General features: G+C 53.1%; 22 protein-coding genes. 8 read left to right on the forward strand and 14 right to left on the reverse strand.

What is annotated here, in order from left to right:
• Positions 1 to 9: 9 nt before the first annotated feature.
• Genes P9J57_RS01440 through P9J57_RS01450 form a run of 3 tightly spaced genes read right to left on the reverse strand, consistent with a single transcriptional unit; the run spans position 10 to position 3,041 of the window.
• A complete protein-coding gene (locus P9J57_RS01440) occupies positions 10 to 1,575 on the reverse strand; it encodes an ABC transporter substrate-binding protein (protein ID WP_013027594.1) in 1,566 nt (521 codons plus the stop codon).
• On the reverse strand, positions 1,572 to 2,156 hold the full coding sequence (gene ddpX, locus P9J57_RS01445; protein ID WP_013027593.1) for a D-alanyl-D-alanine dipeptidase: 585 nt from the start codon (positions 2,154 to 2,156) through the stop codon (positions 1,572 to 1,574). Before ddpX ends, P9J57_RS01440 begins: the two co-directional genes overlap by 4 nt.
• 18 nt (positions 2,157 to 2,174) lie before the next feature.
• On the reverse strand, positions 2,175 to 3,041 hold the full coding sequence (locus P9J57_RS01450; RefSeq protein WP_013027592.1) for a MurR/RpiR family transcriptional regulator: 867 nt from the start codon (positions 3,039 to 3,041) through the stop codon (positions 2,175 to 2,177).
• 632 nt (positions 3,042 to 3,673) lie between these two features.
• Between P9J57_RS01450 and P9J57_RS01455 the strand changes: the two genes are divergently transcribed.
• The 4 genes from P9J57_RS01455 to P9J57_RS01470 all read left to right on the forward strand — a co-directional run bounded on the left by P9J57_RS01455 (position 3,674) and on the right by P9J57_RS01470 (position 6,291).
• Positions 3,674 to 3,871 (forward strand): hypothetical protein, encoded by a 198-nt coding sequence (locus P9J57_RS01455; RefSeq protein ID WP_013027591.1) that lies wholly within the window; start codon positions 3,674 to 3,676, stop codon positions 3,869 to 3,871.
• Position 3,872: 1 nt separating this feature from the next.
• Positions 3,873 to 4,694, forward strand: coding sequence for a hypothetical protein (locus tag P9J57_RS01460; RefSeq protein ID WP_013027590.1), 822 nt, complete (start codon positions 3,873 to 3,875; stop codon positions 4,692 to 4,694).
• A 133-nt stretch (positions 4,695 to 4,827) separates the two neighbouring features.
• Positions 4,828 to 5,508 (forward strand): SDR family oxidoreductase, encoded by a 681-nt coding sequence (locus P9J57_RS01465; RefSeq protein ID WP_015699365.1) that lies wholly within the window; start codon positions 4,828 to 4,830, stop codon positions 5,506 to 5,508.
• 123 nt (positions 5,509 to 5,631) lie between these two features.
• Complete coding sequence (locus tag P9J57_RS01470) at positions 5,632 to 6,291, forward strand: epoxyqueuosine reductase QueH (protein ID WP_014594818.1); 660 nt, start codon at positions 5,632 to 5,634, stop codon at positions 6,289 to 6,291.
• A 16-nt stretch (positions 6,292 to 6,307) separates the two neighbouring features.
• Here P9J57_RS01470 and P9J57_RS01475 read toward each other — a convergent pair whose 3' ends face one another.
• From P9J57_RS01475 to proP, 3 genes are all read right to left on the reverse strand, one after another.
• Positions 6,308 to 6,772: a helix-turn-helix domain-containing protein gene (locus tag P9J57_RS01475; protein WP_024472236.1), complete on the reverse strand. Its 465-nt coding sequence runs from the start codon at positions 6,770 to 6,772 to the stop codon at positions 6,308 to 6,310.
• A 287-nt stretch (positions 6,773 to 7,059) separates the two neighbouring features.
• A complete protein-coding gene (hemB, locus tag P9J57_RS01480; protein WP_015699367.1) occupies positions 7,060 to 8,037 on the reverse strand; it encodes a porphobilinogen synthase in 978 nt (325 codons plus the stop codon).
• A gap of 129 nt (positions 8,038 to 8,166) precedes the next feature.
• Positions 8,167 to 9,672: a glycine betaine/L-proline transporter ProP gene (gene proP / locus P9J57_RS01485; RefSeq protein ID WP_013027585.1), complete on the reverse strand. Its 1,506-nt coding sequence runs from the start codon at positions 9,670 to 9,672 to the stop codon at positions 8,167 to 8,169.
• Between the two features lie 492 nt (positions 9,673 to 10,164).
• Here proP and P9J57_RS01490 point away from each other — a divergent pair, with 492 nt between their 5' ends.
• Positions 10,165 to 10,485 carry a hypothetical protein gene (locus P9J57_RS01490; protein ID WP_483279370.1) on the forward strand — a complete coding sequence of 107 codons (321 nt, stop codon included), beginning with the start codon at positions 10,165 to 10,167 and terminating at the stop codon, positions 10,483 to 10,485.
• Between the two features lie 50 nt (positions 10,486 to 10,535).
• Here the strand turns inward: P9J57_RS01490 and P9J57_RS01495 are convergent, their stop codons facing one another.
• Positions 10,536 to 12,116 carry an EAL domain-containing protein gene (locus tag P9J57_RS01495; protein WP_014604818.1) on the reverse strand — a complete coding sequence of 527 codons (1,581 nt, stop codon included), beginning with the start codon at positions 12,114 to 12,116 and terminating at the stop codon, positions 10,536 to 10,538.
• 428 nt (positions 12,117 to 12,544) lie between these two features.
• Positions 12,545 to 13,729: a mannonate dehydratase gene (uxuA, locus tag P9J57_RS01500; protein ID WP_014604819.1), complete on the reverse strand. Its 1,185-nt coding sequence runs from the start codon at positions 13,727 to 13,729 to the stop codon at positions 12,545 to 12,547.
• A gap of 148 nt (positions 13,730 to 13,877) precedes the next feature.
• On the opposite strand from uxuA, the gene P9J57_RS01505 reads away from it, so the two are divergent.
• The gene (locus P9J57_RS01505; protein ID WP_483279371.1) at positions 13,878 to 14,561 is read left to right on the forward strand and encodes a FadR/GntR family transcriptional regulator; all 684 of its coding nucleotides are present in this window, start codon (positions 13,878 to 13,880) and stop codon (positions 14,559 to 14,561) included.
• Here P9J57_RS01505 and P9J57_RS01510 read toward each other — a convergent pair.
• Positions 14,550 to 15,605, reverse strand: a complete 1,056-nt coding sequence (locus P9J57_RS01510) for an AI-2E family transporter (protein ID WP_013027580.1) — start codon at positions 15,603 to 15,605, stop codon at positions 14,550 to 14,552. The genes P9J57_RS01505 and P9J57_RS01510 overlap by 12 nt on opposite strands.
• A 265-nt stretch (positions 15,606 to 15,870) precedes the next feature.
• Positions 15,871 to 17,250, reverse strand: a complete 1,380-nt coding sequence (locus P9J57_RS01515; protein ID WP_026021056.1) for a nucleobase:cation symporter-2 family protein — start codon at positions 17,248 to 17,250, stop codon at positions 15,871 to 15,873.
• Positions 17,251 to 17,935: 685 nt separating this feature from the next.
• Here P9J57_RS01515 and P9J57_RS01520 point away from each other — a divergent pair.
• Positions 17,936 to 19,441 carry a CoA-acylating methylmalonate-semialdehyde dehydrogenase gene (locus tag P9J57_RS01520; protein WP_014604821.1) on the forward strand — a complete coding sequence of 502 codons (1,506 nt, stop codon included), beginning with the start codon at positions 17,936 to 17,938 and terminating at the stop codon, positions 19,439 to 19,441.
• Positions 19,442 to 19,498: 57 nt separating this feature from the next.
• Positions 19,499 to 20,317, forward strand: coding sequence for a 5-deoxy-glucuronate isomerase (gene iolB / locus P9J57_RS01525; protein ID WP_483279372.1), 819 nt, complete (start codon positions 19,499 to 19,501; stop codon positions 20,315 to 20,317).
• Positions 20,318 to 20,863: 546 nt separating this feature from the next.
• Here iolB and P9J57_RS01530 read toward each other — a convergent pair.
• From P9J57_RS01530 to iolD, 4 genes are all read right to left on the reverse strand, one after another.
• A complete protein-coding gene (locus P9J57_RS01530) occupies positions 20,864 to 21,715 on the reverse strand; it encodes a MurR/RpiR family transcriptional regulator (protein WP_013027575.1) in 852 nt (283 codons plus the stop codon).
• A gap of 239 nt (positions 21,716 to 21,954) precedes the next feature.
• On the reverse strand, positions 21,955 to 22,851 hold the full coding sequence (gene iolE / locus P9J57_RS01535) for a myo-inosose-2 dehydratase (RefSeq protein WP_013027574.1): 897 nt from the start codon (positions 22,849 to 22,851) through the stop codon (positions 21,955 to 21,957).
• A gap of 25 nt (positions 22,852 to 22,876) precedes the next feature.
• Positions 22,877 to 23,887: a bifunctional inositol 2-dehydrogenase/D-chiro-inositol 1-dehydrogenase gene (iolG, locus tag P9J57_RS01540; protein ID WP_013027573.1), complete on the reverse strand. Its 1,011-nt coding sequence runs from the start codon at positions 23,885 to 23,887 to the stop codon at positions 22,877 to 22,879.
• 60 nt (positions 23,888 to 23,947) lie between these two features.
• Positions 23,948 to 25,888 carry a 3D-(3,5/4)-trihydroxycyclohexane-1,2-dione acylhydrolase (decyclizing) gene (iolD, locus tag P9J57_RS01545; protein ID WP_013027572.1) on the reverse strand — a complete coding sequence of 647 codons (1,941 nt, stop codon included), beginning with the start codon at positions 25,886 to 25,888 and terminating at the stop codon, positions 23,948 to 23,950.
• Between the last annotated feature and the right edge of the window lie 439 nt (positions 25,889 to 26,327).

Here is a 26,327-nt window from a genome sequence, read left to right on the forward strand (position 1 = left end):
TGAGCGGTGTTATTCTTTATGCATGGTGGCGATGTTAAATATTTGCTCGAGCATCGGGTTAAACACGTAGCCTTTAACCGATTTGTTCATCGCAACCTGATAATTTTTCTGGAATAAGTAAACGTAAGCTGCATCGTTAATCACGATATTTTGCGCTTGCTGGTAATCGGCAGTCCGCTCAGCCTGATTCGTGGTCGATACCGCTTTTTTCAGCAGCGCATCGACTTCAGGGTTGGAATAAAAGGAGCGGTTACCCGGCAGGCCTTTTTTGTCTGACGCAAACCAGTAATTCATAAACATGTAGGGATCGGCGAAGTCCGGGCTCCAGTTACCAATCGCGATGTCATAGTCTGCTTTACCGATGCGCTCACGCATGGTGGCGTTGGCCAGTTTTTCCAGCTTCACATTGATGCCAATAGCCTGAAGGTTGGCCTGCATCGACAGGGCAATCGGCTCCCAGTTGGGATCGTTGTCAGAATAGAGGAACGACAGCGACTGCGGTTTAGTGGCCACTTTATCCATCTCCGCTTTGGCTTTCGCAAGATTAAAGCTGTACTGCATGGCCTTGGCATCGTAGCCCCACATGCCTTCCGGAATCGGTCCACGCATCTGTTTACCGTTGCCGCCCAGAATGCCCTGCACCATTCCCTGATAATCGGTGGCCCAGGAGATCGCTCTGCGCAAATCGGGCTGGTTCAGTGGCGGTTTACTGTTGTTGAGATAGAGATAGGTCACGCGCAGAGCGGGATAATCCCGCACTGCCACCTCATTTTGCTTTTTCAGGGCGGCAAACTGGTCCATCGGCAGGGCGTCCGCAATGTCCACATCACCTTTTGCCAGCTGCAGGCGTCGGGCCGAACTTTCACTGATAATCTTTACGGACACGCGCTTAAAGGCAGGCTTAGGTCCGGAGAAATGTGGATTCGGCACCAGCACGAGCTGCTGACCTTTCTGCCAGCGCTGCAGCATGTAGGCGCCAGAGCCCGCGGTATGGTCGGCCAGATAACTGCGCGCGTCGTCAGCGGCATTCGCTTTCAGCACGGCAGGGTTGATGATGGAAGCGCCGTCGTTAGCGAGAGTGTAAAGGAAAGGCGCAAACGGCGTTTTCAGTGTGAAGCGCACGGTAAGCGGGTCCACGACCTCAACGTTGAGATCGGACGGGAACGCTTCTGAAGGCCCCTGCTTAATGCGCAGCAGGCGCTCAAACGACAGCTTAACGGCCTCCGCGTTAACGGCTGACCCATCCGCAAACGCGGCGCCGGGACGTAATTTAAACGTCCACACCTTTCCGTCCTCGCTGCTCTGCCAGCTTTCTGCCAGATCGCCTTCAACGTCTGTCGAACCCTTCCCGTCCTCGGTTTTGTATTTGATCAATCGTTGGTAGGCAGGATAGGTAACGGTCCAGTCGTTATTATCGATAGTCACGGCAGGATCAAGCGTCTGGGGATCGGCAGCTTTACCTATCACCAACATGTCTTTGGGAACCGCCGCCAGGACGGATGTCGTGGTGGCTGCAAGGGTCATGGCCAGTAACAAAGGGCGAAAATAGCCGGGTGCTGTGTGCGTCATTTTCATGGTAATACTCCGTCAGTCTGGGCTGGGGATATGCAGGTAAAAACATCATTGAGCAGCGGATAACGGGCCGCTTCCGGTAATTCGAAATGCCACCATTCCGTGGCAATGCCAGTGAAGCCGCCGCCAAACATCACGGCATTAAGCAGCAGCCTGTTACGTTGGGCGGTTAGCGGTACGTCGGGATGATAGGGATGGGATAACGCCTGCATTTCATCGAATCCGGTGCCCATATCCAGGATCTGCCCTTCGGCATCGACCAGCGTGACGTCAATGGCGGTACCACGACTATGGTTGGATCCTTGCGATAAAGGCACCACGTAATTCTGATCGGGGCAGGCGTGCCACAGCAGCTCCTGGGCTTTTTGCGGGCGATAGGCGTCCAGCACCAGCAGACTCAATCCGGCCACTTTTGCGATCGCGATGCTTTTCGCCAGCGCGCTGACCGCATCGGGGTGCAGCAGACAGCGGGCGACGCTGTAGATGGGCTGTCCCGTGATGTTATCGGCGGTGGCATATTTCAGGTCGATAGTGAGCGCGGGAAAGGCCGCTGCAATATCGACCAACTCTGTTTCCTGCATCATGCTGTAATCCCTGTTTTGTTAATGTTCAAACTGGCCAAATTCCTGCTGCAACAGTCGGTTCTGTGCCAGACGCTCAGAAAGCGCCGGGCCAAGTCGTTCCACGATGGCAGACAGCAGCAGGTTGAAAAGGCAACTGATGGGCGCAAGAGAGTCCCAGAAATTGGCGGTATCCGTTTTTACCTGAAGCAGATCAACCGGGTAATCACGCGCCCATGGGCACCAGATATCGGTGACGAGCGCCATCGCGACCTGGCGCTCGGTGGCAATCCGGCAAAACTGCCTTGCTACGGTGGAATAGGCCCGGGTATCGGTAAGAATGACGTAAGGCCTTGAAGACTCGGAATTCAGCGACTCCAGCCAGCTGCCTGAGCTGCCATCGGCGTAGGTAACGCGCGGGCGCAAATATTCCAGATGACTGAAAAAGGTGTTGGCAATGCCGCGTGTAGACTGAATACCCAGCACGATAACCGTGTCGGCATCCGCGATTTGCTGGCTGATATGGCGGAAAGTATCCGTTTGGGCCAACTGATAGACATAGCGAATGGCATCCAGCTCCATCTGCAGGGACTGGCTGGACAGGTCGGGCAGGGTGCGTTGCTGCTCCCAGGAATCAAGACGGTCAATAACGCCCCATTGCTTGTAGGGCGTATTGGGGACGTCGCGCAGCAGGTTTTTCACATCATCAAGGTTTTTAAATCCCAGCTTACGCAGGTAACGCCCTACGGTTATACCGCTGGTACCGGTCGCCTGGGCGATGCTGTCAGCCGTTTCAAACGGAATTTGCTCGGGATGACTTAACAGCCACGAACTAATCCGCTTTTCGCTTGGCGTTTGCAGGCTAAAAGCGGCTTCGATTTTTTTGAACAGGGCTTCGTTCGCGCTCATGTTGTCCTCAATGTTACCTGGCTGTCATTGTACGCTGCGTTGTTAGTCAGGTAACAAGCACAATGCATGCCATATTTCTGAGGTGCATGAAAATAAGCCGCACGTCAGAGGATTCAGTAAAGGGAGTGAGAGGAGTGAATAGCCTGTCCATCAATCTGGCGCAATTAGGGTGCAACATATTTGAAACCTGCATCACATTGGGGCAACAAAATCGGCGGGAAATGTGATGCAGGTGAAGAAAACGGTTCAGCACGGCGCGGACCCGGTCAGCGCGGTTAAGGCCGTTGCGCTACGAGGTCTGAGGACAAGGCCTGAGTGGCCTGAACGATGCGGAGACATTACTCGTCATGCTGAGGGCCAGCCAGAGACGATCGGTTTTTCAGGTCGCGTTTTGAACCCCAGGGAGTGAGGTAAAGCAAAAATCAGCGGTGGCCGCGAAGGGGAAAATTCAGCGTTAAAATAACCTGTTTCTGGCGTGATTTTTTAAAAACGGCGGCCTTTTGCATGCAGAAAAAATTATGGCTGATTACCGCTTCGCTAAAGTGACTTTTAAGAATGTTTACCGGCAATAAAATGGCAGTAAACACGATTCAGTCACATACTTGCTTTTTTGACTCGTTAAGTGACACATCATGATTAGCTTCGTTCGTTCTTTGTTCGCCAGCCCGGATAAATTCCTGCAGATAATGAGCCGCCAGGACATAAACGACTCCATTGCGGATGGTGAGCGCATAATTATTGATGAAAATGGCAATGCTGCCGTCAATATTCTCAGTGATGAAGTAAAGGAAGATTTTAATCGGCACGTCAATACCTTAAAGGGAGTTTGAGGTGGGAACCGCAATTTTTATGGTACTGATGGTGAGTGGTTATTGGTACACCAGCCGGGATCTGTCCAGCCGTTTCAAAATGCGTCGTTCTTCAGGATGGGATGTCTATTTTCTTGTCGCACTTTACGGCTGTATTTTTGTACTGCAGGGCGTTTTCGTCACCGCCCTTATCTGGTTTATCTTGTTTATTATTTCAAGCGTTTCCAATTTCCTGTATGCGTTTCCTGGCGATCATTTGCAACTGCAAATGAAGTTCATGAACTGGAGTTTTCTCGGTATTCAGGCCCCAGTGGTAATCATGCTGGGCTTTGCCATCCTCTTCTGTCTCTACCGGTCAAACTGGGCAGGCAGCGCACAACTGAACGTGTCAGGTCGCAAAGATCTTTATCAGAAGCTTTCACGATCCAATGGTGTTGAACAGATGCTGTTCCAGTGCATGGAAGAAGGAGAGCTGGCGTGGATCACCTTAAAATCCCGTCGTATTTATATCGGCATGGTACACGCTGCCACCTTTGAATATGAGCGCACGGCCAATATCGTGCTCATCCCGATGCTGAGCGGCTACCGCGACAGCCATACGCTGAAACTGTCGGTCGAGCATAACTACAGCAGTTGGTATGCCGAGCACGACATCACACTGGATTCTGAGCCGAAAAACGCGATGGCATTTCGAAAAGTCATCATGGTGGATCAGATTGAAAGCTTCTCACTGTTTGATCCCGCCAGCGCAACTGCACTGTCAATGGGCGAAGACCATCCGCAGAGCGTTGAGAAAAGTCGTGAAGGTGACCATTCATCCCCGCCAGACCAGCAAATTGAATAATACAGCAACACCTCTGTCCGTAAGTATTCACTGCCCCATCAATGCTGTCTGAATGCAAAATAGCATTGATGATGCAGTGTGTTTGCCAATACGTATCTACGCTGTTTACTGCGTTCATCAACGAGGAAACTCTATGGCTTATCAAGGCAAAGCGTTAGTGATTGGTGCATCACGTGGCATTGGACTGGCGGTCGTCAAGGCGTTTGCGGCCAACAACTGGCAGGTCACGGCAACCCATCGCAGTGAAGTCCCCCCGCAGGGGGAAATCCCGCAGGTTGACTGGCGTCGGCTCGATATGACGCAGACCGAGGCGGTCAAGCAATTTGCGGTTGGGCTGAGCGGGCAGCCTTTTGACGCGATTTTGATCAACGCCGGCATTTACGGGCCTGCGCATCAGAAGCTGTCAGAGAGCAACGATGCTGAGCTAATCCAGCTGTTTATGACCAATGCCGTTGCGCCGATACGAACCGCAGAAATTTTGCTGCCGTTACTGAACCAGCAACACGGCGTACTGGCGTTAACCTCATCTCAACTTGCCAGCCTGAATGAGAATCGACATGCAGAAGCGCCACTTTACTCAGCCAGCAAAGCGGCTCTTAATATGCTCACGCGCTCGCTGGCCAGACCGGTGGCGGCGCAAAACGGCACGCTACTAACCCTGCATCCCGGTTGGGTCAAAACGGATATGGGAGGCGATGCGGCACCGCTCACGCCTGAAGAAAGCGCCAATGGGATTGTCACGCAGTTAACCGCCAGTCGGGGACGTGGCGGCCACCACTATCTGGACTACGCGGGCAAAACGCTTCAGTGGTGAGGTAAAGGTTGCAGCAACGCTGACGGGCTGACAGGGATAATGGCAGCCCGTCAGCGTGAAATTTTGCAACATCCACGCCCCGGCATTACACTGCGCTTTTGATTACATTGATTGAAGGTGCTTATGTCTCAGCCCTACGAGCGACAACCGCTACCCTTACCGGGTGGCCATAAAAAAGTGCTGTTGCACTCCTGCTGCGCGCCCTGTTCGGGAGAAGTCATGGAGGCGATGCTGGCATCCGGCATTGAATACACCATCTATTTCTATAATCCGAACATCCATCCGCTTAAAGAGTATGAGCTGCGCAAAGACGAAAATATCCGCTTTGCCGAAAAGTTTGGCGTGCCGTTTGTCGATGCGGACTACGATCGTGACGACTGGTTTAAACGTGCCAAAGGGATGGAGTGGGAACCGGAGCGCGGTGAGCGCTGCACCATGTGCTTCGATATGCGTTTCGAGCGCACGGCGCTGTACGCCCATGAAAATGGTTTCCCGGTGATCACAAGTTCACTGGGGATTTCCCGCTGGAAGAACATGCAGCAAATTAACGACTGCGGCGTCCGTGCTGCCGCACATTATCCCGATCTGTCCTACTGGGAATTCAACTGGCGTAAAGGCGGCGGATCGGCACGCATGATTGAAATCAGTAAGCGTGAGAGTTTTTATCAGCAGGAATATTGCGGTTGTGTTTACTCCCTACGGGATACCAATCGTCATCGCGTTGCCAGTGGTCGCGAGCGGATCCAGATTGGCGTACAGTACTATAAGCCTGATGATAACTAGTTTTTTGCTGCCACGGTTAAAGCAAGCGGACTAAATGACCAACCCCGAAGGTTTCGTTTATTCCGCTAAATAACTTCTTTTTTGGGTGGTTTTCAGCCTTACTACATACGCTGCAAGGATGGGCGTTGCTGTCGGTAACGTTCAGTCGCTGGCTTTTACGGCATACGCTAGGCGTACAGCCCATCATCTGCTTAAAGGAGCGGGTAAAAGACTGCTGACTTTCAAAGTGGTATTTAACTGCCAGGCTGATAATGGGCGCATGGCTGTATTTTAAATCATTAATACAGGCAATTAATTTCTTTCTACGGATGTAATGGGCCAGCGTTTCATTATGATAACGGGAAAATAACTTTTGTAGATACCATTTTGAATAACCCGCCTTTTCAGCAATGTCGTCAATGCTTAAGCGCTGGTCCAGATTCTTATTAATCCAGTCAGTAACAGAAATAATCACGCTCTCATTGTATTTGTTCTCATTCATAACACCCCCTTAAATTTCGAAGGTGATTGTAAATTATCCTGTGTTTCTCAAAACATTACATACGTAAAGATTCTTAAGGAAGTGAATGGTTATTTCCTGCGATGTGGAAGTAAAGGCTAAAAAATTATATTACGTTGCGATTTGTGTATTATTTGTTTACTGAATAGAGGGCGTAATGAGTGATGTGATTAATTCACGCCAATAAGCATCGCGTTCATTTCCCCGTTTACCGGACAGGAATAACGCCTTCTGCGAAGGTGCAGGCACCGTCGCAGAAGGGCCATGGCTCAGAGCAGGTTGTTCTCGGCCAACTCAAGTGCAAAATAGCTGAAAATCAAATCTGCGCCAGCCCGCTTGATCGCGCCAAGGCTTTCGAGCACGACATTACGCTCATCGATGGCGCCCGCCTGGGCCGCGAATTTAATCATCGCGTACTCACCACTAACCTGATAGGCCGCCAGCGGAAGTTCGGTGCGCTCGCGGATATCGCGCAGAATGTCCAGATAGGCTCCGGCCGGTTTAACCATCAGTGCATCGGCACCTTCAGCCGCGTCAATTAGCGACTCGCGAATAGCCTCACGACGGTTCATCGGGTTCATCTGATAGGTTTTACGATCGCCTTTCAGGGCCGTACCTGCCGCTTCCCGGAAGGGGCCATAGAAGGATGATGCAAACTTGGTGGAATAAGACATGATCGCTGTCTGGGTAAAGCCTGCGGCGTCCAGCGCCTGGCGTATCGCCTGAACCTGGCCATCCATTGCGGCAGAAGGCGCGATAAAGTCGGCCCCCGCCGCCGCCGCCACAACGGCCTGCTTGCCCAGATTGATCAGGGTGGCATCGTTATCGACGCCGTGGTCACACAGCACGCCACAGTGGCCGTGGCTGGTGTATTCGCAGAAGCAGGTATCCGACATCACGATCATTTCAGGCACGGTGTCTTTGCAGATTTTCGACATACGCGCCACCAGGCCGTTTTCATTCCACGCATCGCTGCCGGTCGCGTCGGTATGATGGGAAATCCCGAAGGTCATGACCGAGCGAATGCCCGCCTTAGCGATACGTTCAATTTCATAGGCAAGATGTTTTTCAGGAATACGTCTTACGCCAGGCATGGCCTGAATATCTTTATAGTCATCAACACCTTCCTCAACAAAAATGGGCAGGGCCAAATCGTTCAGGCTAAGGCTGGACTCCTGAAACATTGCACGCATTGACGCGCTGGCGCGCAATCTTCTGGGACGTTGGGTAAGGGAAAAATCAGACATAGACACTCACGTAGCCAGTTTAAATAAGACGCACAGTCTACTCCGATTAGGTGCAGGCGATGAAGGTTTGTGTGCGGTGTGCAGAGGCAGCAAAAGATTCTCCCGCCTCAGGGGCGGGAGAGAGGGGCGTTACTCGTTGATATTTGGGTGCTGTTCAACCAGATTTTTACGTTTGGCTTCCAGGCGGGCCATCTCGGCGTCGATATCTTCGATTTTCTGCTCGATGTTATCGTGATGCTCCTGCAGAATTTCGCGCGCTTCTTCCATGTCAGAGGCGGCGGGAGTTGCACCTTTCAGGGGCTTATTCGCCGTCTCTTTCATGTAGAGGCCGGTAATCAGGCCAATGACTGCAACCACCATCAGATAGTAAGCGGGCATATAAAGGTTATTGGTCGATTCTACCAGCCAGGCCGCTAACGTTGGCGTCAGGCCTGCAATCAGTACCGATATGTTGAAGGCGCTGGCTAATGCACTGTAGCGAATGTGCGTCGGGAACATAGCAGGCAGTGACGAAGCCATCACGCCGGTAAAGGCATTAAGGATAACGGCCAGCAGCAACAACCCAGCGAAAATCATTCCCAGCATGCCACTGTTGATCATCATGAAGGCCGGAATGGCGAAGATCATCAGGGCGATACTGCCGATAATCACAAACGGACGACGGCCAAAGCGGTCGCTCAGCAGCCCCATCACCGGCTGGACAAACAGCATGCCCATCATGATGGCGATGATAATCAGCACGCCATGATCTTCAGAGTAGTGCAGGTTGTGCGACAGGTAACTTGGCATGTAGGTCAGCAACATGTAATAGGTCACGTTGGTTGCAATAACCAGACCGATACAGGCTAGCAGGCTACGCCAGTGTTTCGTGGCGATTTCTTTGAAAGAGACTTTCGGACCGTCACGCAGGCCTTCGCGATCGCCTTGTTCCAGTTTGTCGACGTGCTGCTGGAACGCGGGGGTTTCTTCCAGGGCATGGCGTAAATACAGGCCAATAATACCCAGTGGCAGGGCCAGGAAGAACGGAAGACGCCATCCCCACGCAAGGAAGTTCTCTTCGCCGATGATGGTAGAGATTAAGACGACGACGCCCGCGCCCAGCACGAAGCCGGCGATAGAACCGAAGTCCAGCCAGCTTCCCATAAAGCCGCGCTTACGGTCAGGCGAATACTCGGCCACAAAGATAGAGGCACCGGTATATTCCCCACCGACTGAGAAGCCCTGGGCCATTTTGGCCAACAGCAGCAGAACCGGCGCCCAGATGCCAATGGAGGCATAGGAGGGAATCAGGCCGATACAGAAGGTACTGACCGACATAATGACGATGGTAATCGACAGGATTTTCTGACGACCATATTTATCCCCCAGCATGCCGAAAAACAGGCCGCCTAAAGGACGAATCAGGAAAGGAACGGAGAAGGTTGCCAGTGCGGCAATCATTTGAATCCCTGGAGAGGCATCCGGAAAAAACACCTTACCTAAGGCATAAGCCACAAAGCCATAAACACCAAAATCAAACCACTCCATGGCGTTACCCAAAGAGGCGGCGGTAATGGCTTTACGTAAACGGGAATCATCAATGATGGTGACATCATCTATCCCAATCGGTTTTACACGCTTCCTACGCAATTTCATAGAATTACCCTGTAATGGAACATGAAAGTCCTCAACGGCGCGAACCGAAAACAGCGTTCAGACCGCTGCGTTGAGGAAATTTAAGCATAGCCGTAAAACAGCATTATCTGTCGATCCATCAAAACAACAAATACTGTTGTTATCTGATTTATCGGCCGCAGAGTATAACGTTTTTGTGTGATATTTGTCATGTTTGACCTGAAAACGAACAATTTTACCGGTGGTTTATAGCAGCCCCTGAAGCGAAAAAAAGTCAGGTTCTGCACGCGTTTGCGTGTTAAGTGAGCGCTGCGGTTTGAGCTCACTCAGCCGTCTGGCTTAAAGCTATTAATAAAGATTAAGGATTGGGCGGGTTAAGGTTTGAGGCTTGCCTATCAGAACGCCTTCGGCAATACTCTTTCACCTTGATTTGGAGGAAGAATGTCAAGGAAAACACCCCTTACTTGCCAGAGCCCTTGGGTGGCGCAGATAGATAGTGTAGAAAGAAAATTAATGAATTCTTCTGAGGTGCCCACGGCTTCCCGGTCTCCTGAGGCGCAGCTCAGTTCTGGATGGCTTAGCTGCCGCACGAAATACTGGATCGACCGCCTGGCTCAATTGAGCGAAGCACTACAAACACCGACCGTGACAGGTAAGCAACGCTCGGAATACGAGGAGTGCCAGCAACTGTTGCAGCAGTCGATGCCTACGCTGCAACGGCTGAATCAGCGCGCCAGTGCGCCTGTTGAGCACGTCATTCAACAGGAAGAGGCCATTGCGGTGGCAATGCGGGCGGCGAGTAAGCAGCGTGCAGCACAGCGAAAAGCGCGTTGATTTAGCGCTTCTTCGCCGTCATTGTGCCGCGTGCGTCAGTAAGTTGCGGCTCAGGTGTTTTCAACCTCAACCGGCAAATGACCATATTGTTTCATCCACGCCACGATCGTGGGGTTATCCATGGGCCTGGCGTAAAAATAGCCCTGGATAAAGGTGACTCCATGCTGCTGTAAATAGCGGAACTGCATTGCCGTTTCGACGCCTTCTCCCAATACCTGCAGCTTCAGTTTATGGCTCAGACTGATAATGGCGTCCAGCACCGGCGTTTCCCCCTCCAGGGATTCGATGGCATTGATAAAACCCTGATCGATTTTTAGGTAGTCCAGCGTAAAAGTTTGCAGGTAACTCAGAGAGCAGTGCCCCGTACCAAAGTCATCAATAGCGACTTTCATGCCTGCCTGACGCAGTTGCGCCAGCTTAGCCGCGACAAGGCTCCCTTCTTTGATCAGGCTCCGCTCCGTCAGTTCCAGAGTAATGTTGAATTCGGTTCTCGCCATCCTGTCAGCAAAATTAAGCATATCGTCAACAAAATCCGGGTGCTGAAGATGCTCGGCAGCCACGTTAATCGCCAGATGAAAGCCGGGGTTAGGCGCCCAGCTTTGCGTGTCTTCAACGATCAACGCCATCAAATGATGGGTAATCGGGATAATCATCCCTTCCGCTTCTGCGGCGGTAATAAAGGTGTCCGGGCGCACGCTGTTACCGTTGGGCAGAGTCCAGCGCAACAGGGCTTCTGCGCCCGTGCAACGTTGCAGCGTGCAGCTGTAGGTAGGTTGATAATGCACGCTGAACTGACGGGACTGAATGGCGCGACGAATTTCATCTCCCCAGGAAAAACGTCTGCGAAGCCAGGAGGCGGTAAGAATCATAAACAGCACGGAAAAAATCGCCGCCATCGGCATAAACACGAAAAGAAGCTGCGTCCATGTTTTAACCAGCTCAGCACCGGGCGCTATCAGGGTGACCTTGATGCTATAGCGGGAAGAGGTGGCATGATAGACCTGAGGCTTAAGCCACCTGTCGTCGGCCATTTCACGATCGCCTGACACGATTGGCGCACCGTTACTAAAACGCATGGTTATCTGATAATGATGCGTACTGCCCAGCGCGCTCATAAAATCAATAAGATACTGCCCTTCAACCATCACCCAGAGGGCTCTGCCAGCTGCCAGCTGGCGCACAAATATCACGGCAGGTCGGTCTGGCACGATGTAAGAACCCGCGATGGACAGGCTCCACCAGTCTTTGCCGGTCACGGGCGGGGCGACGCCAATCATGGCTTTAAGCGTAGCGGGCTTGTTACCGTAGGCAGAAGAGCAGCTTACCGTGTTACTTTCCAGTTTGCCGATACCGCGAAAATAGGGATGGAGAGTGCTATTAATCCGCAGCGTATTTTCTATCTTTTCACAGGGTTGGTACTCATACTGGCGCAGCCAGGCGATCATGCTCCAGGCGTTATCGCTGATTTTTTCTGCCTGAGACAGTAAGGTCGCGGCCGTATCAATTTGCTGTTCTTTTACTGTTTTTCTGGCATCAATTATCGTGAACAACAACCCCAGGAGCAGCGGCAATAGTCCTGCGAGGACAATGAGCGATTTGGCATGCTCATGTTTTCTTTTTATTAGCGGCACCGTAAAAACCTCTGAATCGTGATCGTGTTTTGAGAGGTGCTAAGGGTTAATGCAGCATAGCACGCCAGTTCACGCCGCTGGTGAACGGTCGGAAATCCCTTATTCTCCGATATGGTCAATTATCGACCTGGCAGGCAATTAATTGACAAAAAATTCATGCTATTAGTGAATGCTCACACATTAGTTTGATGGCGGCTGTAAACCGGTCGTGGAAAAGGTGAGCTTGGGGGCGTCCTGAAAAGGGTGCCGCAGCGAAGCCGTGGGAGGAGTAATCCAAAACACGGCAGCCAGAAGGGAGAGAAATGAGAACCCTCTTGTTACCTGGAAAGCGCGGCTGACCAACTGATGACGCGCCATAAATATGAGTACAGCAACCTGTCTAAACTACCCTTTGCCCCGACAGCATAACGACGTCGGGGCAACAACGTTTAGTCCTGGAAATAGATCTGCTTCAGGGCAACTTCGACGCCGCGCAGTTCTGCAAGCCCTTTAAGGCGGCCAATGGCGGAATAGCCTGGGTTGGTGCGCTTACGCAAGTCATCCAGCATCTGGTGACCATGATCGGGGCGCATCGGGATGGCTCGCTGTTCGCCCGCCCTACGGCGACGCTGCTCCTCGGCCAGGATCACTTTGATGACGCCAACCATATCCACATCGCCTGTCAGATGGGCCGCCTCGTGGAAGCTGTTGGGGTTCGTTTCTCGCTTTGTTGCCCGCAGGTGCACAAAGTTAATGCGGTCGGCATAGGTTTCTGCCATCTCGATAAGGGCATTATCCTCACGTACGCCGTAGGAACCGGTACAGAAACAGAATCCGTTATGCAGGCTGTCTACCGTTTCTTTCAGCCACTGCATGTCCTCTTGCGTGGAGATAATGCGCGGCAAACCAAGAATTGGACGGGGAGGATCATCAGGATGGACGGCCAGCTTAATGCCGACTTCTTCCGCCACCGGCACGATGGCGCGCAGAAAGGTGGCCATATGCTCGCGCAGCCTGGCTTTATCAATACCGTCGTATTGCGCCAGCTGTGCCTGAAATTGTTCGAGCGTATAACCCTCTTCTGCACCGGGTAAGCCTGCGATGATGTTGCGCACCAGCGTTGCTTTCTCTTCCTCGGTCATGGCGGCGAAACGCGTTGCGGCGGCCTGTTGTTCGGCGGCGCTGTAATCTTTTTCCGCGCCGGGGCGTTGTAACAGATGCAGTTCAAACGCGGCAAAGGCATCGGCATCAAAGCGCAGCGCTTTAGCGCCGTCCGGCAGTTCCCAGGCCAGATCGGTACGCGTCCAGTCAAGAACCGGCATAAAGTTATAGCATACGGTATCAATCCCGCAGGCTGCCAGGTTGCGAATTGACTGCTGATAATTGGCGATGTAGTGCTGATAATCGCCGCGTTGGGTCTTAATCGTTTCGTGCACAGGAATGCTTTCAACGACTGACCAGGTAAGACCTTTTTCCGCCAGCAGCGCCTGACGCGCTTTGATTTCGGCTACAGGCCACACTTCTCCGTTAGGGATGTGATGAAGTGCTGTGACAATTCCTGTTGCACCTGCCTGGCGGGCATCGTCAAGTGACACAGGATCGTTCGGGCCGTACCAGCGCCATGTATGTTCCATTATTGCTCCTTGTTGGACGTGTGGCCCAGTGGTCAGGCCGCTGGACCAAGAGTAAGATAGCGCGTAAATTAAGGCCGTGATCCGGATCGCAGCAATATAAATACGTATCATCTGATGCCCGAAAGGCGGCCTGCAACAGGAGAGAGTTATGGGGTTAGCGGTACTGAAAACTGAGCGGCTTTATCGGCAAATTGCTAATGCCATCATTGCGGGCATTCATGGCGGCGATTTCGTGCCGGGCGGGGCGCTGCCGCCCGAACGGGAACTGGCCCGACAACTGGGCGTCAGTCGTTCATCGGTGCGTGAAGCCCTGATAGCGCTGGAGATGAGGGGTTACGTCAGCATCCACACCGGTACGGGGGTTTTTGTCGCTCAGACCTTACCGCAACCTTCAGCAGGCAAAGAAACCGAGAACTTCAGCCTGCAGGATCTGCTACAGGCGCGCGAAGCCTATGAGAGCATGCTGGCGGGCATGGCGGCGCGAAACGGCAGTGAGGCCCAGCGTCAGCAGCTGCTGTCCCTTAGCGCAGCGCTCCAGGCATTTAATGAAAACGACGCGGCTTTCATCGAGCAGGATAAAGGCTTTCATCTGCTGATTAGCGAGATGAGCGGCAATGATCTGTTGCGGGAAATGATGGAAAATCTGTGGAACAAACGCGACAGCGCCCATTTCCGCCGGCTGGAACGTCATTATGCCGACAATACCTTTGCAGATGAAATGAACGCGGACCATCAGCGCATCGCCGAGGCAATTGCGTCCGGTGATGAGCAGGCTGCACAGGCGGCGATGAGAGATCATCTGCAGCATGTGCAGCAGCGTTTACTTGGTTAACAGCCGCGAAGGCTTGGGGCGGCCGGTTCCCAGCATAATGGCCAGACGGCTCCCGCCCGGGGTAGTTTCCATTAAAATTTTAGTGATGCTGGTCAGAGGAACGGACAGCAGCATGCCGACCGGGCCCAGCAGCCAGCCCCAAAATATCAATGACAGAAACACCACCAATGTTGATAAGCCCAGACCGCGCCCCATGATGCGTGGCTCAAGCATATTGCCGAAAACCATGTGAATGGCAGTAAACAGCGCCGCCACCATTGCCGCGTCAAACACGCTGTTGAGCAGCAGCGCCTGCAGGAAAGGAGGAATACCGGCAATAATCGGCCCGATATTGGGAATAAAGTTAAGGATAAAGGCCACCACGCCCCACAGTAACGCAAATTTCACGTCCAGCAGGTAGAGCGTCAGCCAGACCGCGATGCCGGTGATCAGGCTGATTAGCGTCTTCAATGCCAGGTAATGCGTCACCCCTTTTAAGGCCTTGTGTAAACCGGCGATACGAATTTTGGGGTTCACAAACGAGTTACGCATTTTATAAGGCAGATGGTGCACCTCAAACAGCATAAAGACCACGGTGAGGATCAGTAACACGGTATTGGTCATCGCGCCTGAAAAGCCACTCAGCGCCACACTGGCCAGATTCATAACGGTATTGGGGTCGAAGCGCTGAACCAGGGCATCGGTTGAGATATTGAGATGGATGCTGGCTGCCAGATGCTGAACCACCGCCATTTTCTTTTCCATAATGGTGCGCAGTTGAGGATAGAGGTCGGAAAACTCACTCATCGAGCTTGCCAGTATGGCTCCCAGCAGCAGAATCACGATAAAAATCACCGTAATCACCAGGGTAATCGCCAACCCCCGCCGCAGCCCGCGCCGCATCAGTATCGTGACTAACGGATTCAGTACGATGGCAAAAAAGGCCGCCAGAAGTAACGGGACCAGAATGTCGGAGGCCGCTCTTATCCCGGCAAGGATAATCACCAGCATCGCGAGTTTGATTAAGATATTTTGTCCAATTTTTTCCTGCTGTAACGCGTTCATTCTGTATCTCTACGCATAAATAACTGATGAAAGTGTAGTTGAAGGAAAAGTAACGGTCTGATTTGTTAAGGGAAACGGTAAATCAGGCGAGTTTTTTACCTGATAAATGGCGGAATAAGCCGGATTTCCTGCTGTGTTGCCGTCTGGGTGTTAAAGGATTCTGGGGCGGATCCAGCGAGAAAGCTGTCGGAGACATCAAGGACAGGGGGCCTGAGCGCACAGGCGGTCACCCGCAACGACTGCGTCGCGGGTGAATGTGGCAGGATTACAATGACTGTGCGGATTCTCCCTCTTCTACTTCTTCACGTGCCGGCTTGTCTGCGCCAGGAATGAGAAGATTCAGGACAATGGCGACCAGGCCGCCGGTGGTGGCCGCGGAGCCAAACAGATTCTCAAACATGGGCGGCAGATGGGAAAGCGAAGCGGGAACGGATTCGATTCCCAGCCCGAAACTAAACGCCAGACCGACAATCAGTATTTCCCTGCGCGTTAGCGGAGCCTGGCTTAGGATGCGAATCCCCGCCGTGACGACGCAGCCGAACATCACCATTGTGGCTCCCCCCAGCACCGGTGTGGGAATCTGACGCAGCGCTTCGCTGAAAGGTGGAAACAGCCCCAGCAGGATAAGAATGACGCCGACGTAACGGCCGACAAAACGACTCGCCACGCCCGTCATCTGGATCACGCCGTTATTTTGCGCAAAGGTGGTGTTGGGAAAGGCGCTCAGCATCGCCGCAATCATGCAGCTCAGTCCGTCTGCCAGAATGCCGCCCTTGAGACGGGCGCTAAAGGTCTTGTCGGTAATAGATTTACCGGAAATCAGGCTGTTAGCAGTAAGATCGCCCACCGCCTCGATGATGCAAACCAGAGAGACCAGCACCACCGGAATGAAAAGCGTACTGTTGAAGTGAAAGCCAAACGGAAACAGAGAGGGTAAACGAAAGACGCTCTCGCCCAGATCGTGAACCTGAAATTTGCCACTCAGTGCAGCGGCAATACAGCCTGCTGCAATGCCGGCCACGACCGATGAAAGGCGTAGCCAGCGGTTACCGGAGCAGCTCAGCACAACGATGACGCCAAGCGTTAACGCACCCAGCGCCAGGTTACTGAGGCTGGCAAAATCCTGGGCTTTCTCACCGCCGCACCAGTTAATCACACTGACTTTGATCAGGCTGATACCAATCAGCGCAATCACGCTCCCCGTCACCACCGGCGTAAAGACCCGCTTTAAGGTATCGATGAAGCGGCTGACGATGACCGGCACCAGCGCCGCGACAAAGTTGACGCCAAACAGCATCGCCATGATGTCTTCTGGACTGCCGCCCTGTGCTTTGACCCACAGGCCGCCGGAGATGGCCACACCAAGAAAGGCAAAACTGGTGCCCTGCATGCATATCATGCCGGCACCTATGCCCCATACCCGGTTTGACTGCAGAAACGTCCCGATGCCGGAGGCAAGGAGCGACATGCTGATCAAATAAGGCAGCCACGCATCCAGACCCAGCGCCGTGCCGATCAGCAACGGGGGCGTAATAATGCCAACCAGGCCCGCCAGCACATGCTGTAAAGCGCTGAAGAAAGCCTGGAGTGGTGGGATTCGCTGGTCCAGTCCGTACAGTAAGCCGCTGTTTTTTGGGTCAGACATGATTATCTCTTTCGGGTGCAGGGAGGTCCGACGATATTGCATAAAGCAGGCCAGGTTTTGCGTTGTGTCGAGGGATCTCATAAATAATGCTAATAATCATACAGATAGACCGTTACTCTGCGATGCAGGAAAGGCGGTAAGCTGTGAAACACATGATTCCTGATTTGCAATCAGGAAATTATTGGTTCAGAAAATGGCCGTGGTTGAGGGATTTTGCACCACTGTCGTGCACCAGTTTGGCTTAAGGGCGTTGCGCCAGCAGAGTGAACCTTGTCAAAGGCAGGCTGAGGGCAAGAGGTGCGTAAAAAGAAATATTCATTTCACTATGCGATTTAATGAAACTTAAAAGGAAGGCGGTGTTTTGTCTCTCCCTGCTTATTTTGACGCCTGACCGGGAAGGGACGACCGCATCAGTGCAGGCTTCACGCTGGCGCTTGTCGTCACAGCATACAGGCACTAACTTCCCCCCAGACAAGTCATGTACAGCCATTGCTGGCGAGCCGTTCAGAGCGACATGCAAAAATGCGATCTGCCCCGCTAAAAAGTAATTTTTCAAAAATATTTATTTGAAAAATTTATTCCATTGTAATAGCTTCTCAGCATGCTTTTGGCTTTTCCTGCCCAGCCAGCATGCCACTTCTTGTGCTTTGCCTGCTGGAACCGTACATACCAAAGAGGCAACATCATGACTATCGTAGGAAATTTTATTGGCGGTAAAACCACGTTCAGTGCCAGCAACGAAACCATTCCTGTGTTCGATCCGGCAACCGGCAAGGTGATCCGTGAACTTACCCAATGCAGCGCAGACGAAGTGGCCCAGGCAATCGACGTGGCGCATGCAGCCTTTCCTGCCTGGTCCAAAACCGCCCCGCTGCGCCGCGCACGCGTGATGTTCAACTTTAAAGCCTTAATGGAACAGCATCGTGATGAGCTGGCGGCGCTGATCGTGTCCGAGCACGGCAAAGTCTGGTCTGATGCGTTGGGTGAACTGACGCGCGGGATTGAGGTGATTGAGTTCGCCTGCGGCATTCCTCACCTGCTTAAGGGGGAGAACTCGCCTAACGTGGGCGGCGGCGTAGACAGCTACTCGCTCATGCAGCCGGTCGGCGTGGTTGCAGGGATTACCCCCTTCAATTTCCCCGCCATGGTGCCACTGTGGATGTTCCCTATTGCCCTGGCCTGCGGCAACACCTTTGTACTTAAACCCCCGGCGCTGGATCCGTCTGCCGCCGTGCGCATGGCGGAGTTACTGAAAGAAGCGGGCCTGCCGGATGGCGTTTTCAACGTGGTACACAGTTCGAATGAGAATGCAGAACAGCTTTACAAAGATCCCCGAATTGCGGCCGTTAGCTTTGTGGGTTCGTCGGGTGTGGCTGAGCACATTTACAAAACGGCCAGCGCGCACGGCAAACGCGTGCAGGCATTTGGCGCGGCCAAAAACCACGCTATCGTCATGCCTGATGCTGACCTGGACGCCACGGTCAATGCCATCATGGGGGGCGCATTTGGCTCGGCGGGTGAACGCTGCATGGCGTTGCCTGTCGTGGTCGCAGTAGGCGATGACACCGCCGATAAACTGATTTCGCGCCTGACGCCGCTGATTAAAGCATTACGCGTCGGGCCGGGCATGAGTAAGGGCAGTGACGAGAATGAAATGGGGCCTGTCGTTTCGGCCGCCCATCAGAAGAAAGTGCTGGGTTATATCGACATCGGCGAGCAGGAAGGGGCAACGCTGGTTGTGGATGGTCGTCACCAGAAGGTTGCAGGCTATGAGGACGGCTACTATGTCGGTGGAACGTTATTCGATCACGTAACCCCAGAGATGGTGATCTGGCGTGAAGAAATCTTTGGCCCGGTGCTGAGCATCATGCGCGCGCCGGATTACGACAGTGCGCTGAAACTGGTTAACAGTCACGAATTCGGCAACGGCAGCGCCATTTTTACCAGTAATGGTCACACGGCGCGTGAATTTGTCCAAAACGTCGAAGCCGGAATGGTCGGCGTCAACGTGCCCGTGCCGGTGCCAATGGCATTCCACAGTTTTGGTGGCTGGAAGCGCTCGGTGTTTGGCGCACTGAATGTCCACGGTCCGGACGGCGTACGTTTTTATACGCGCATGAAAACAGCGACCGTCCGTTGGCCGAGCGGCCAGCAAACGGTTTCTGAATTCAGTATGCCGACGTTGGGTTGAGTGGGCGCTGAGTGACAGCGTATTGACGATAAAGGGCGATGGATTAGGAGACGGCGGATGTCATTACTCTCAAAGGTAAAACAACCCGATGAGCAGGGGCGCATACAGCAGGTAACGCCAGACAGTGCGGGCTGGCGCTATGTGGGTTTCGAGTCTTTCCTGTTAAAACAAGGACAGACGCTCGACATGGCCAGCGGTGACAGCGAGCTTTGCCTGGTGCTGGTGGCAGGCCTGGCCTCGATTAGCACGCGTCATGCAAACTTTCCGGGGTTAGGTAAGCGAATGTCGCCGTTTGAACGTACGCCGCCTTATTCCGTGTATGTCCCTCATGATGATGCAGTGACGGTAAGAGCGGACAGCGATCTTGAGCTGGCGGTCTGCAAGGCACCGGGGCAGGGCGACAACCTGCCCGCCCGACTGATTTCGCCAGAAGATGTCGGCGTTGAGCGGCGCGGCAAAGGCCACAACCAGCGACTTGTGCACAACATTCTGCCGGACAGTGAACCGGCAAATAGCTTGCTGGTGGTGGAAGTGTTTACCGATGAGGGCAATACCAGTTCGTATCCGAGTCACAAGCACGACCAGGAAAACAGCGAGAACGAAACCTATCTGGAAGAAACCTATTACCACCGTTTTGAACCCGAACAGGGCTTCGCGATGCAGCGCGTTTATACGGACGATCGTTCTCTGGATGAGTGCATGGCTGTTTATAACCGGGATGTCGTCACCGTACCGCGCGGTTACCATCCTGTAGCAACCCTGGCTGGCTATAACAATTACTACCTTAACGTTATGGCAGGGCCGGTTCGCCTGTGGAAATTCAGCTGGGAACAGGATCATGCCTGGATCAACAGCGATCGCTATCCGTCACGTTAATCACGGCTGAAAGCAAAACGGCAGCCTGAGGGCTAATGCGGGTCATTTAAGGCCCGGTTGACCGATCCAGTGGCAGGGATCAAAGGGGTTCATGTTCATCATGAACCCTTTTTTATGGAACTCTCACAGGCTCTGGGCATCATTCATTCCACTTCTCCCGAACGCGCCCGTTCGCTCTCTGATCTTATTCCCGCTGAGCCTCAGCAGAGCCATCAGTGAGATATCGCGGCTCCTGATGAGTTACCCCGGGCACGGTTCCGGGCGAACTGAGAACGCCGTATAAAAAGGCGAGATGGCTGATACTGCCGGGGCGAAGAGAACGAAACTTTCCGCGGGAGCTGCGAATAAGATCCCGGAAATATGCCGATAAAAAAAAGCTGGTCACCTAAGTGACCAGCATTGAGCCTGAGGACTGCGTTTTTGTTGCTGCAGAGGGCGTTTCTCGCCGGGACGCGCGGGGGCGTCATGCTCCCGGCTTTACTGAGGGCGCGTGTATCATGTGTTCAGGTATGACGTGTAAGCAGTGCCGCCGCAGCTGGCGGCATGTCAGGAGAGCTGACCGGACTGCGCATTCGCCAGCGCCAGGGATACGGCCAGCGTTTGTGCCAGGCACAGCGAGGCAACCTGAGAGCGAAAACCGTCAACCTGGGCTTCGCGTACAACGAAACAGACGTCACTGAAGGCGGCAAGTGGGCTGACCTGGCTGTCAGTGATCGCGATTAAGCTGGCACCGCGTTTGGCCCCCAACTCGACCACTTCTACCGCCTCCCTTGCATAGGGTGAACAGCTGATGGCAATCACCACATCTTTGGGCGTAACCAGATTAAGCTGTTCTGTAAACATGCCGCCCAGCCCGTCAATCAGGAAGGCACGGCGTTCCAGATGGCGCAGGGCATACACTAGATAGGAGGCAACGCTAAACGACCGCCGCAGGCCGATTACGTAGACATTTTCGGCTTCGTTCAGAAGCTGCACGGTTTTGTCTAACTGGTCCGGGCTCACCTGCATGGCCAGCTGCTGCAGGGCCTGACTGTTGACCATGGTGAAAACATTGAGAATTTCAGCCGGACTTTCGGGCGAATTCGCAGCATCGTCCGCTGCTGTCTGACGAAACAGCCGCGCTCGTTCTGTATAGTTGACGGTCTCTTCCATCAGATGCTGACGAAAAACCTGTTTCATTTCATTGAAACCGCTGAAGCCAAATGCATTAGCAAAGCGAATCAGCGTAGATGGCGGAACGTCGGCCTGCTGCGCAATAGAGGCCACGGTGTCAAAAGCAATACTGTTACTGTTATCAAGGATATAACGAGCCACCTGCTTCAGGCGCTTGCTCAGCGTTTCGTAGCGACGGCGAATCTCGTCCTGCAGCAGTGAAAGTTGGGAGGGATTATTACTCATGACATCTGCTCATTTGCGGAAAACGTGGCTGGATAATGAACGCTATGATATCAGATGGTTGGAAAATTTCATTTTTTTGTTATGTATGCAGCTTTTATTTCATTGGTTTATGAAATGACTCACAGATTCACCGCGACAGGGGCGACGCGCGGGCGAGCTGGCCACTAAAACAGGCTGCATCCGATGAGGGCACAGCCTTACACAAGACCTGATCATTCTCTTCAGGGCGGATAACAGTCTTACAGTCCGGTATTCTCCCGAATATATTTTCTTGCCTTTACCGCGTACTCGAACGGATTGGCCAACGCAGGATCCTGTTCAGCCTCAACCACCATCCAGCCTTGATAGCCGTAGTCATCAAGAATTTTGAAAACCGGTTTAAAATCAATCACGCCGTCGCCTGGAACGGTGAAGGTGCCCTTTTTCACACCGTCCAGAAACGACAGGTGCTGGTCACGCACTTCTGCGACAATCTCATCCCGCACGTCTTTCAGATGAACGTGGAAAATGCGCGGCAGATGGGTTTTCAGCACTGCCAGCATCACGTCCTGTGAGCCTTCAGAATAATAGATGTGGCCGGTATCATAGAGTAAACCGACATTGTCATGCGTGAGCGCCATGAAACGGTCGATTTCCGCGGGCGTCTGAATGCCGGTGCCCATATGGTGGTGCAGGCAAACGCGCATCCCTTTCGCGGCGGCAAGGTCGGCAAGCGTATTGTAGCCTTCCGCCGTTCTCTGCCACTCGTCATCGTTAAACACCGGTTTGTGATCGAACACTGCCCGTGCTGTGCCCTGAATACTTTTACTCTGCTCTGAACAGCCGATCACCCGGGCACCCATTTCATAGAGAAAATTCATGTGCGCCGTAAAACCCTCAAGGGTCTCGTCTTTGTCACCCTGCGCAAAAAATGTGCTGAACCAGGCGTTGCAGATCTGAATGCCGCGAATATCGAGCATTGGCTTGAGAATGGCAGGATCGCGTGGGTATTTGCTACCCACTTCACTTCCTGAGAAGCCCGCCAGTGCCATCTCGCTGACGGTTTGCTGAAAAGTATTCTCGCTGCCCAGCTCGGGCATATCATCATTTGTCCAGCCAATGGGCGCTATCGCCAGCTTTACGTTATCGTTGTTCATTGTTTACCTGCCAAAGGCGAGAGATTTAGTTATAGAATGCCGGACGAGCGGGCATTTCAATCGGTTCAATGGCACCGCTTTTCTGCGCCTTGATACAGGCGTCAGCGGCGACGGAGGCGGCAAAACCATCCCAGGCAGACGGACCGGTTAACTGCCCGGCTTTCACGTCGTTGATAAACGCCTGCAGTTCGACGTCGTAAGCCTCGATAAAGCGGTCTTTCCAGTCGACTAAAATGGTGTTGGAAAGTTTGGCCTGTTTGCGCAGCTGCACTGACGAAGGCTCCGGCAGTCTGGCGATGCCTTCTTCACCCACTACCTCACACTGAATGTCGTAGCCGTAGGTACAGTTAACAAAAATTTCTACATCGATGCGCACGCCTTTTTGCGTTTCAAACAGGACGATTTGCGGATCTTTCAGATGCGGACGCGCTTTGGAACTGACGCGCGGGAAAACCACCTGCACGCTTTTGTAGTCGTCACTCGTCAGCCAGCGCAGTACGTCAAGTTCATGAATTAACGTATTGGTGATCGCCATTTCCGTATTGTAATTTTCGGGCACCGTCGGATTGCGATGCGCGCAATGCAGCATGAGCGGCTCGCCGATTTCACCGTCGGTAATCACTTTTTTCAGCGCCCGGTAGCCGGCATCGTAAGGCCGCATAAAACCCACCTGAACCAGTCGCTTACCATGCTGAATTTCTGCTTCGACTACCCGACGGCAACCCTCTGCGCTCATGGCCAGCGGTTTTTCACAGAACACCGGCTTACCCGCCGCGATGGCCGCCAGGGTAAACTCTTCATGCGTCGGATCCCATGAGGTCACCAGCACCGCATCCACATCAGGTGACTGAATCACCTCATAGCCATCCTTGCAGACTTGCGCATCACTATTCAGCCGTTGCAGTGCAGCCTGCGCGCCTTCAACGTTGATATCGGATACCGCGACCACTCTTGCCCCTTGTAAGACATTGTTGCAGCGGCGAATGTGTTCCTGACCAATCGCGCCTGTTCCAATCACACCAAGTTTCAATGTCATAATTACACCTGTAGGGTTAAATCGAAGAGAAGAAACAAGGGCCGTCAGACGGCCCGGAAATCAGTATTTGCGGGCCTGTGCCAGATGCGCATTCAGTTTGTCCGCCACATCCTGCGTGCGCGCCGATTGGGCAGTTTGTGCAACGCCAACGTGCCACCAGCTGAAATATTTATGAATCATGGTCTTGGGCAGTACTTTAATATCTATCAGCGTAGAAACCTGCTGTGTTTTCGCATCGTCCAGCGCAGCCTTAAGCTGTTCCAGCGTGCTGACGCGATAGGTCTTGCACCCATAACCGGCAGCAATTGCGGCAAAGTCTACCGGCACCAGGCTGCCGTTTAGCTTACCGCTGTCCGTATTGCGGAAACGAAACTCGGTAATGAAGCTGTCCATACCGTGCTCCATTTGCAGGTTGTTAATGCAGCCATTGCTCATGTTATCCAGCAGCACCACGTTGATTTTGGCACCCTCCTGAATGGAGGTCACCAGCTCGGAATGCAGCATCATAAAAGAGCCGTCGCCGACCAGGGCATAGACTTCCCGCTGGGGCTCCGCAAGCTTAACGCCTAACGCCGCATTCACTTCATATCCCATACAGGAATAGCCGTATTCGAGGTGATAGCCGTTATAGCCGCGCGTGCGCCAGACGCGTTGCAGGTCGCCGGGCAGGCTGCCTGCAGCACCGACGATGACGGCATCGGCAGGCAAATTTTGGTTGAGAGTACCCAAGACACTGCTCTGGGTCAGCAGAGACTGCGTCAAGCGATTGAATTCGGCGTAGACGGCGTCCCGGTCCAGATGGTCGGCAATCTCGGGCACAAATTCAGCATCGTTATGTGTAACGTGATACACGCGCTGTCTTTCTTCTTCTAACTGGTGCCGCGCCTCGGCAACCTGCGTGCCCCAGTCGTTGCCGTAGTGCTGCGAAACCAGCCCATGACTGAGCGCCAGCAGGGCTTCACGCGCATCGGCAAGCAGCTGCACGCCGTCCAGTTTGTAGCTGTCAAAATTGCTGACGTTGATGTTAAGAAAGCTCACTTCCGGATGCCGGAAAATCCATTTCGATGAGGTGGTGAAATCGGTATAGCGTGTGCCAATCCCAATCACCAGATCGGCGTCTTTTGCCAGCAGGTTTGCCGCCAGACAGCCGGTTTCACCTACGCCGCCAACGTTGAGCGGATGATCGGACAGCAGCGTCCCTTTTCCGGCCTGCGTTTCAGCGAACGGAATCTGATACCGTTCAGCGAACGCCTGCAGCGCCTCGCCCGCCCCCGAATATTTGACGCCACCGCCGCAGATAATCAGCGGCTTACGTTTGCGGATAATAAGCTTCAGCGCATCTTCAAGTTGGGCCACGGTGGGCTGACGACGGTCCAGTCGGTGCACGCGTTTCTGGAAGAAATAGTCGGGGTAATCCCAGGCTTCGCCTTGCACATCTTGTGGTAAAGAGAGCGTGACGGCCCCGGTTTCAGCGGGGTCGGTGAGCACGCGCATCGCATTAATACAGGCGCTCATTAACTGTTCAGGGCGGCTGATGCGATCCCAGTATTTACTGACCGCTCTGAAGGCATCATTGGTGCTGATGCTCAGATCCCAGGATTGCTCAATCTGTTGCAACACCGGGTCAGGTTGTCGGGTGGCAAAAACGTCACCGGGCAGCAGCAGCAGGGGAATTCGGTTCGCCGTCGCCGTGGCCGCCGCCGTCAACATGTTGGCCGCACCCGGGCCAACAGAAGAGGTGCAGGCGATGATCTGACGCCGCAGGGATTGTTTGGCAAAGCCGGTTGCAGCGTGCGCCATTCCCTGCTCATTGCGTCCCTGGTATACCACCAGATCCCCACTGTCCTGTTCCAGTGCCTGGCCCAGACCCAGTACATTGCCATGGCCAAAAATGGCAAAAATGCCATGGACAAACTTCGTCTCATGCCCGTCTACGTCAATGTATTGATTATCAAGAAATTTAACTAATGCCTGTGCGGTAGTCAGTTTGATGGTGGCCATAAACTTTCCTCAACGTGCTGGCTGTAGCGGCGTCCGGCCCCGCGTATAAACGGCGTGACGTAACGGAGAGAGCTACCGGGATAACTGAAATGTCAGAGGATTATAAACAAATGCATTTTTCATTAAATACAATTACAGAAGAAATATTTCATTTTGCGAGGGGGATCAAATTTACATTCCTGCCGATCCCACGTAATACGCAGGAAAGGGGGGAACTGGAATGATTGGTGAGAGTTGCCGTTTTTTAAGATATTTCATTTCATTGTCAGGTCAGCCCTAAAAGACGGGCGGTGAGTCTGCCGCCTTGTGGTACGCGGTGCGCAGGGCATGGCGATAAAGTACCGGGAGCGACAGATTTTTAACTGGTTCACATAATTGCATTGTAAGTTTCATTTTGAATTGAGTTTGGAATATTTGTTCCTCATACTGTGTTTATCGC

This window comes from Pantoea sp. nfd-35 (assembly GCF_056892255.1).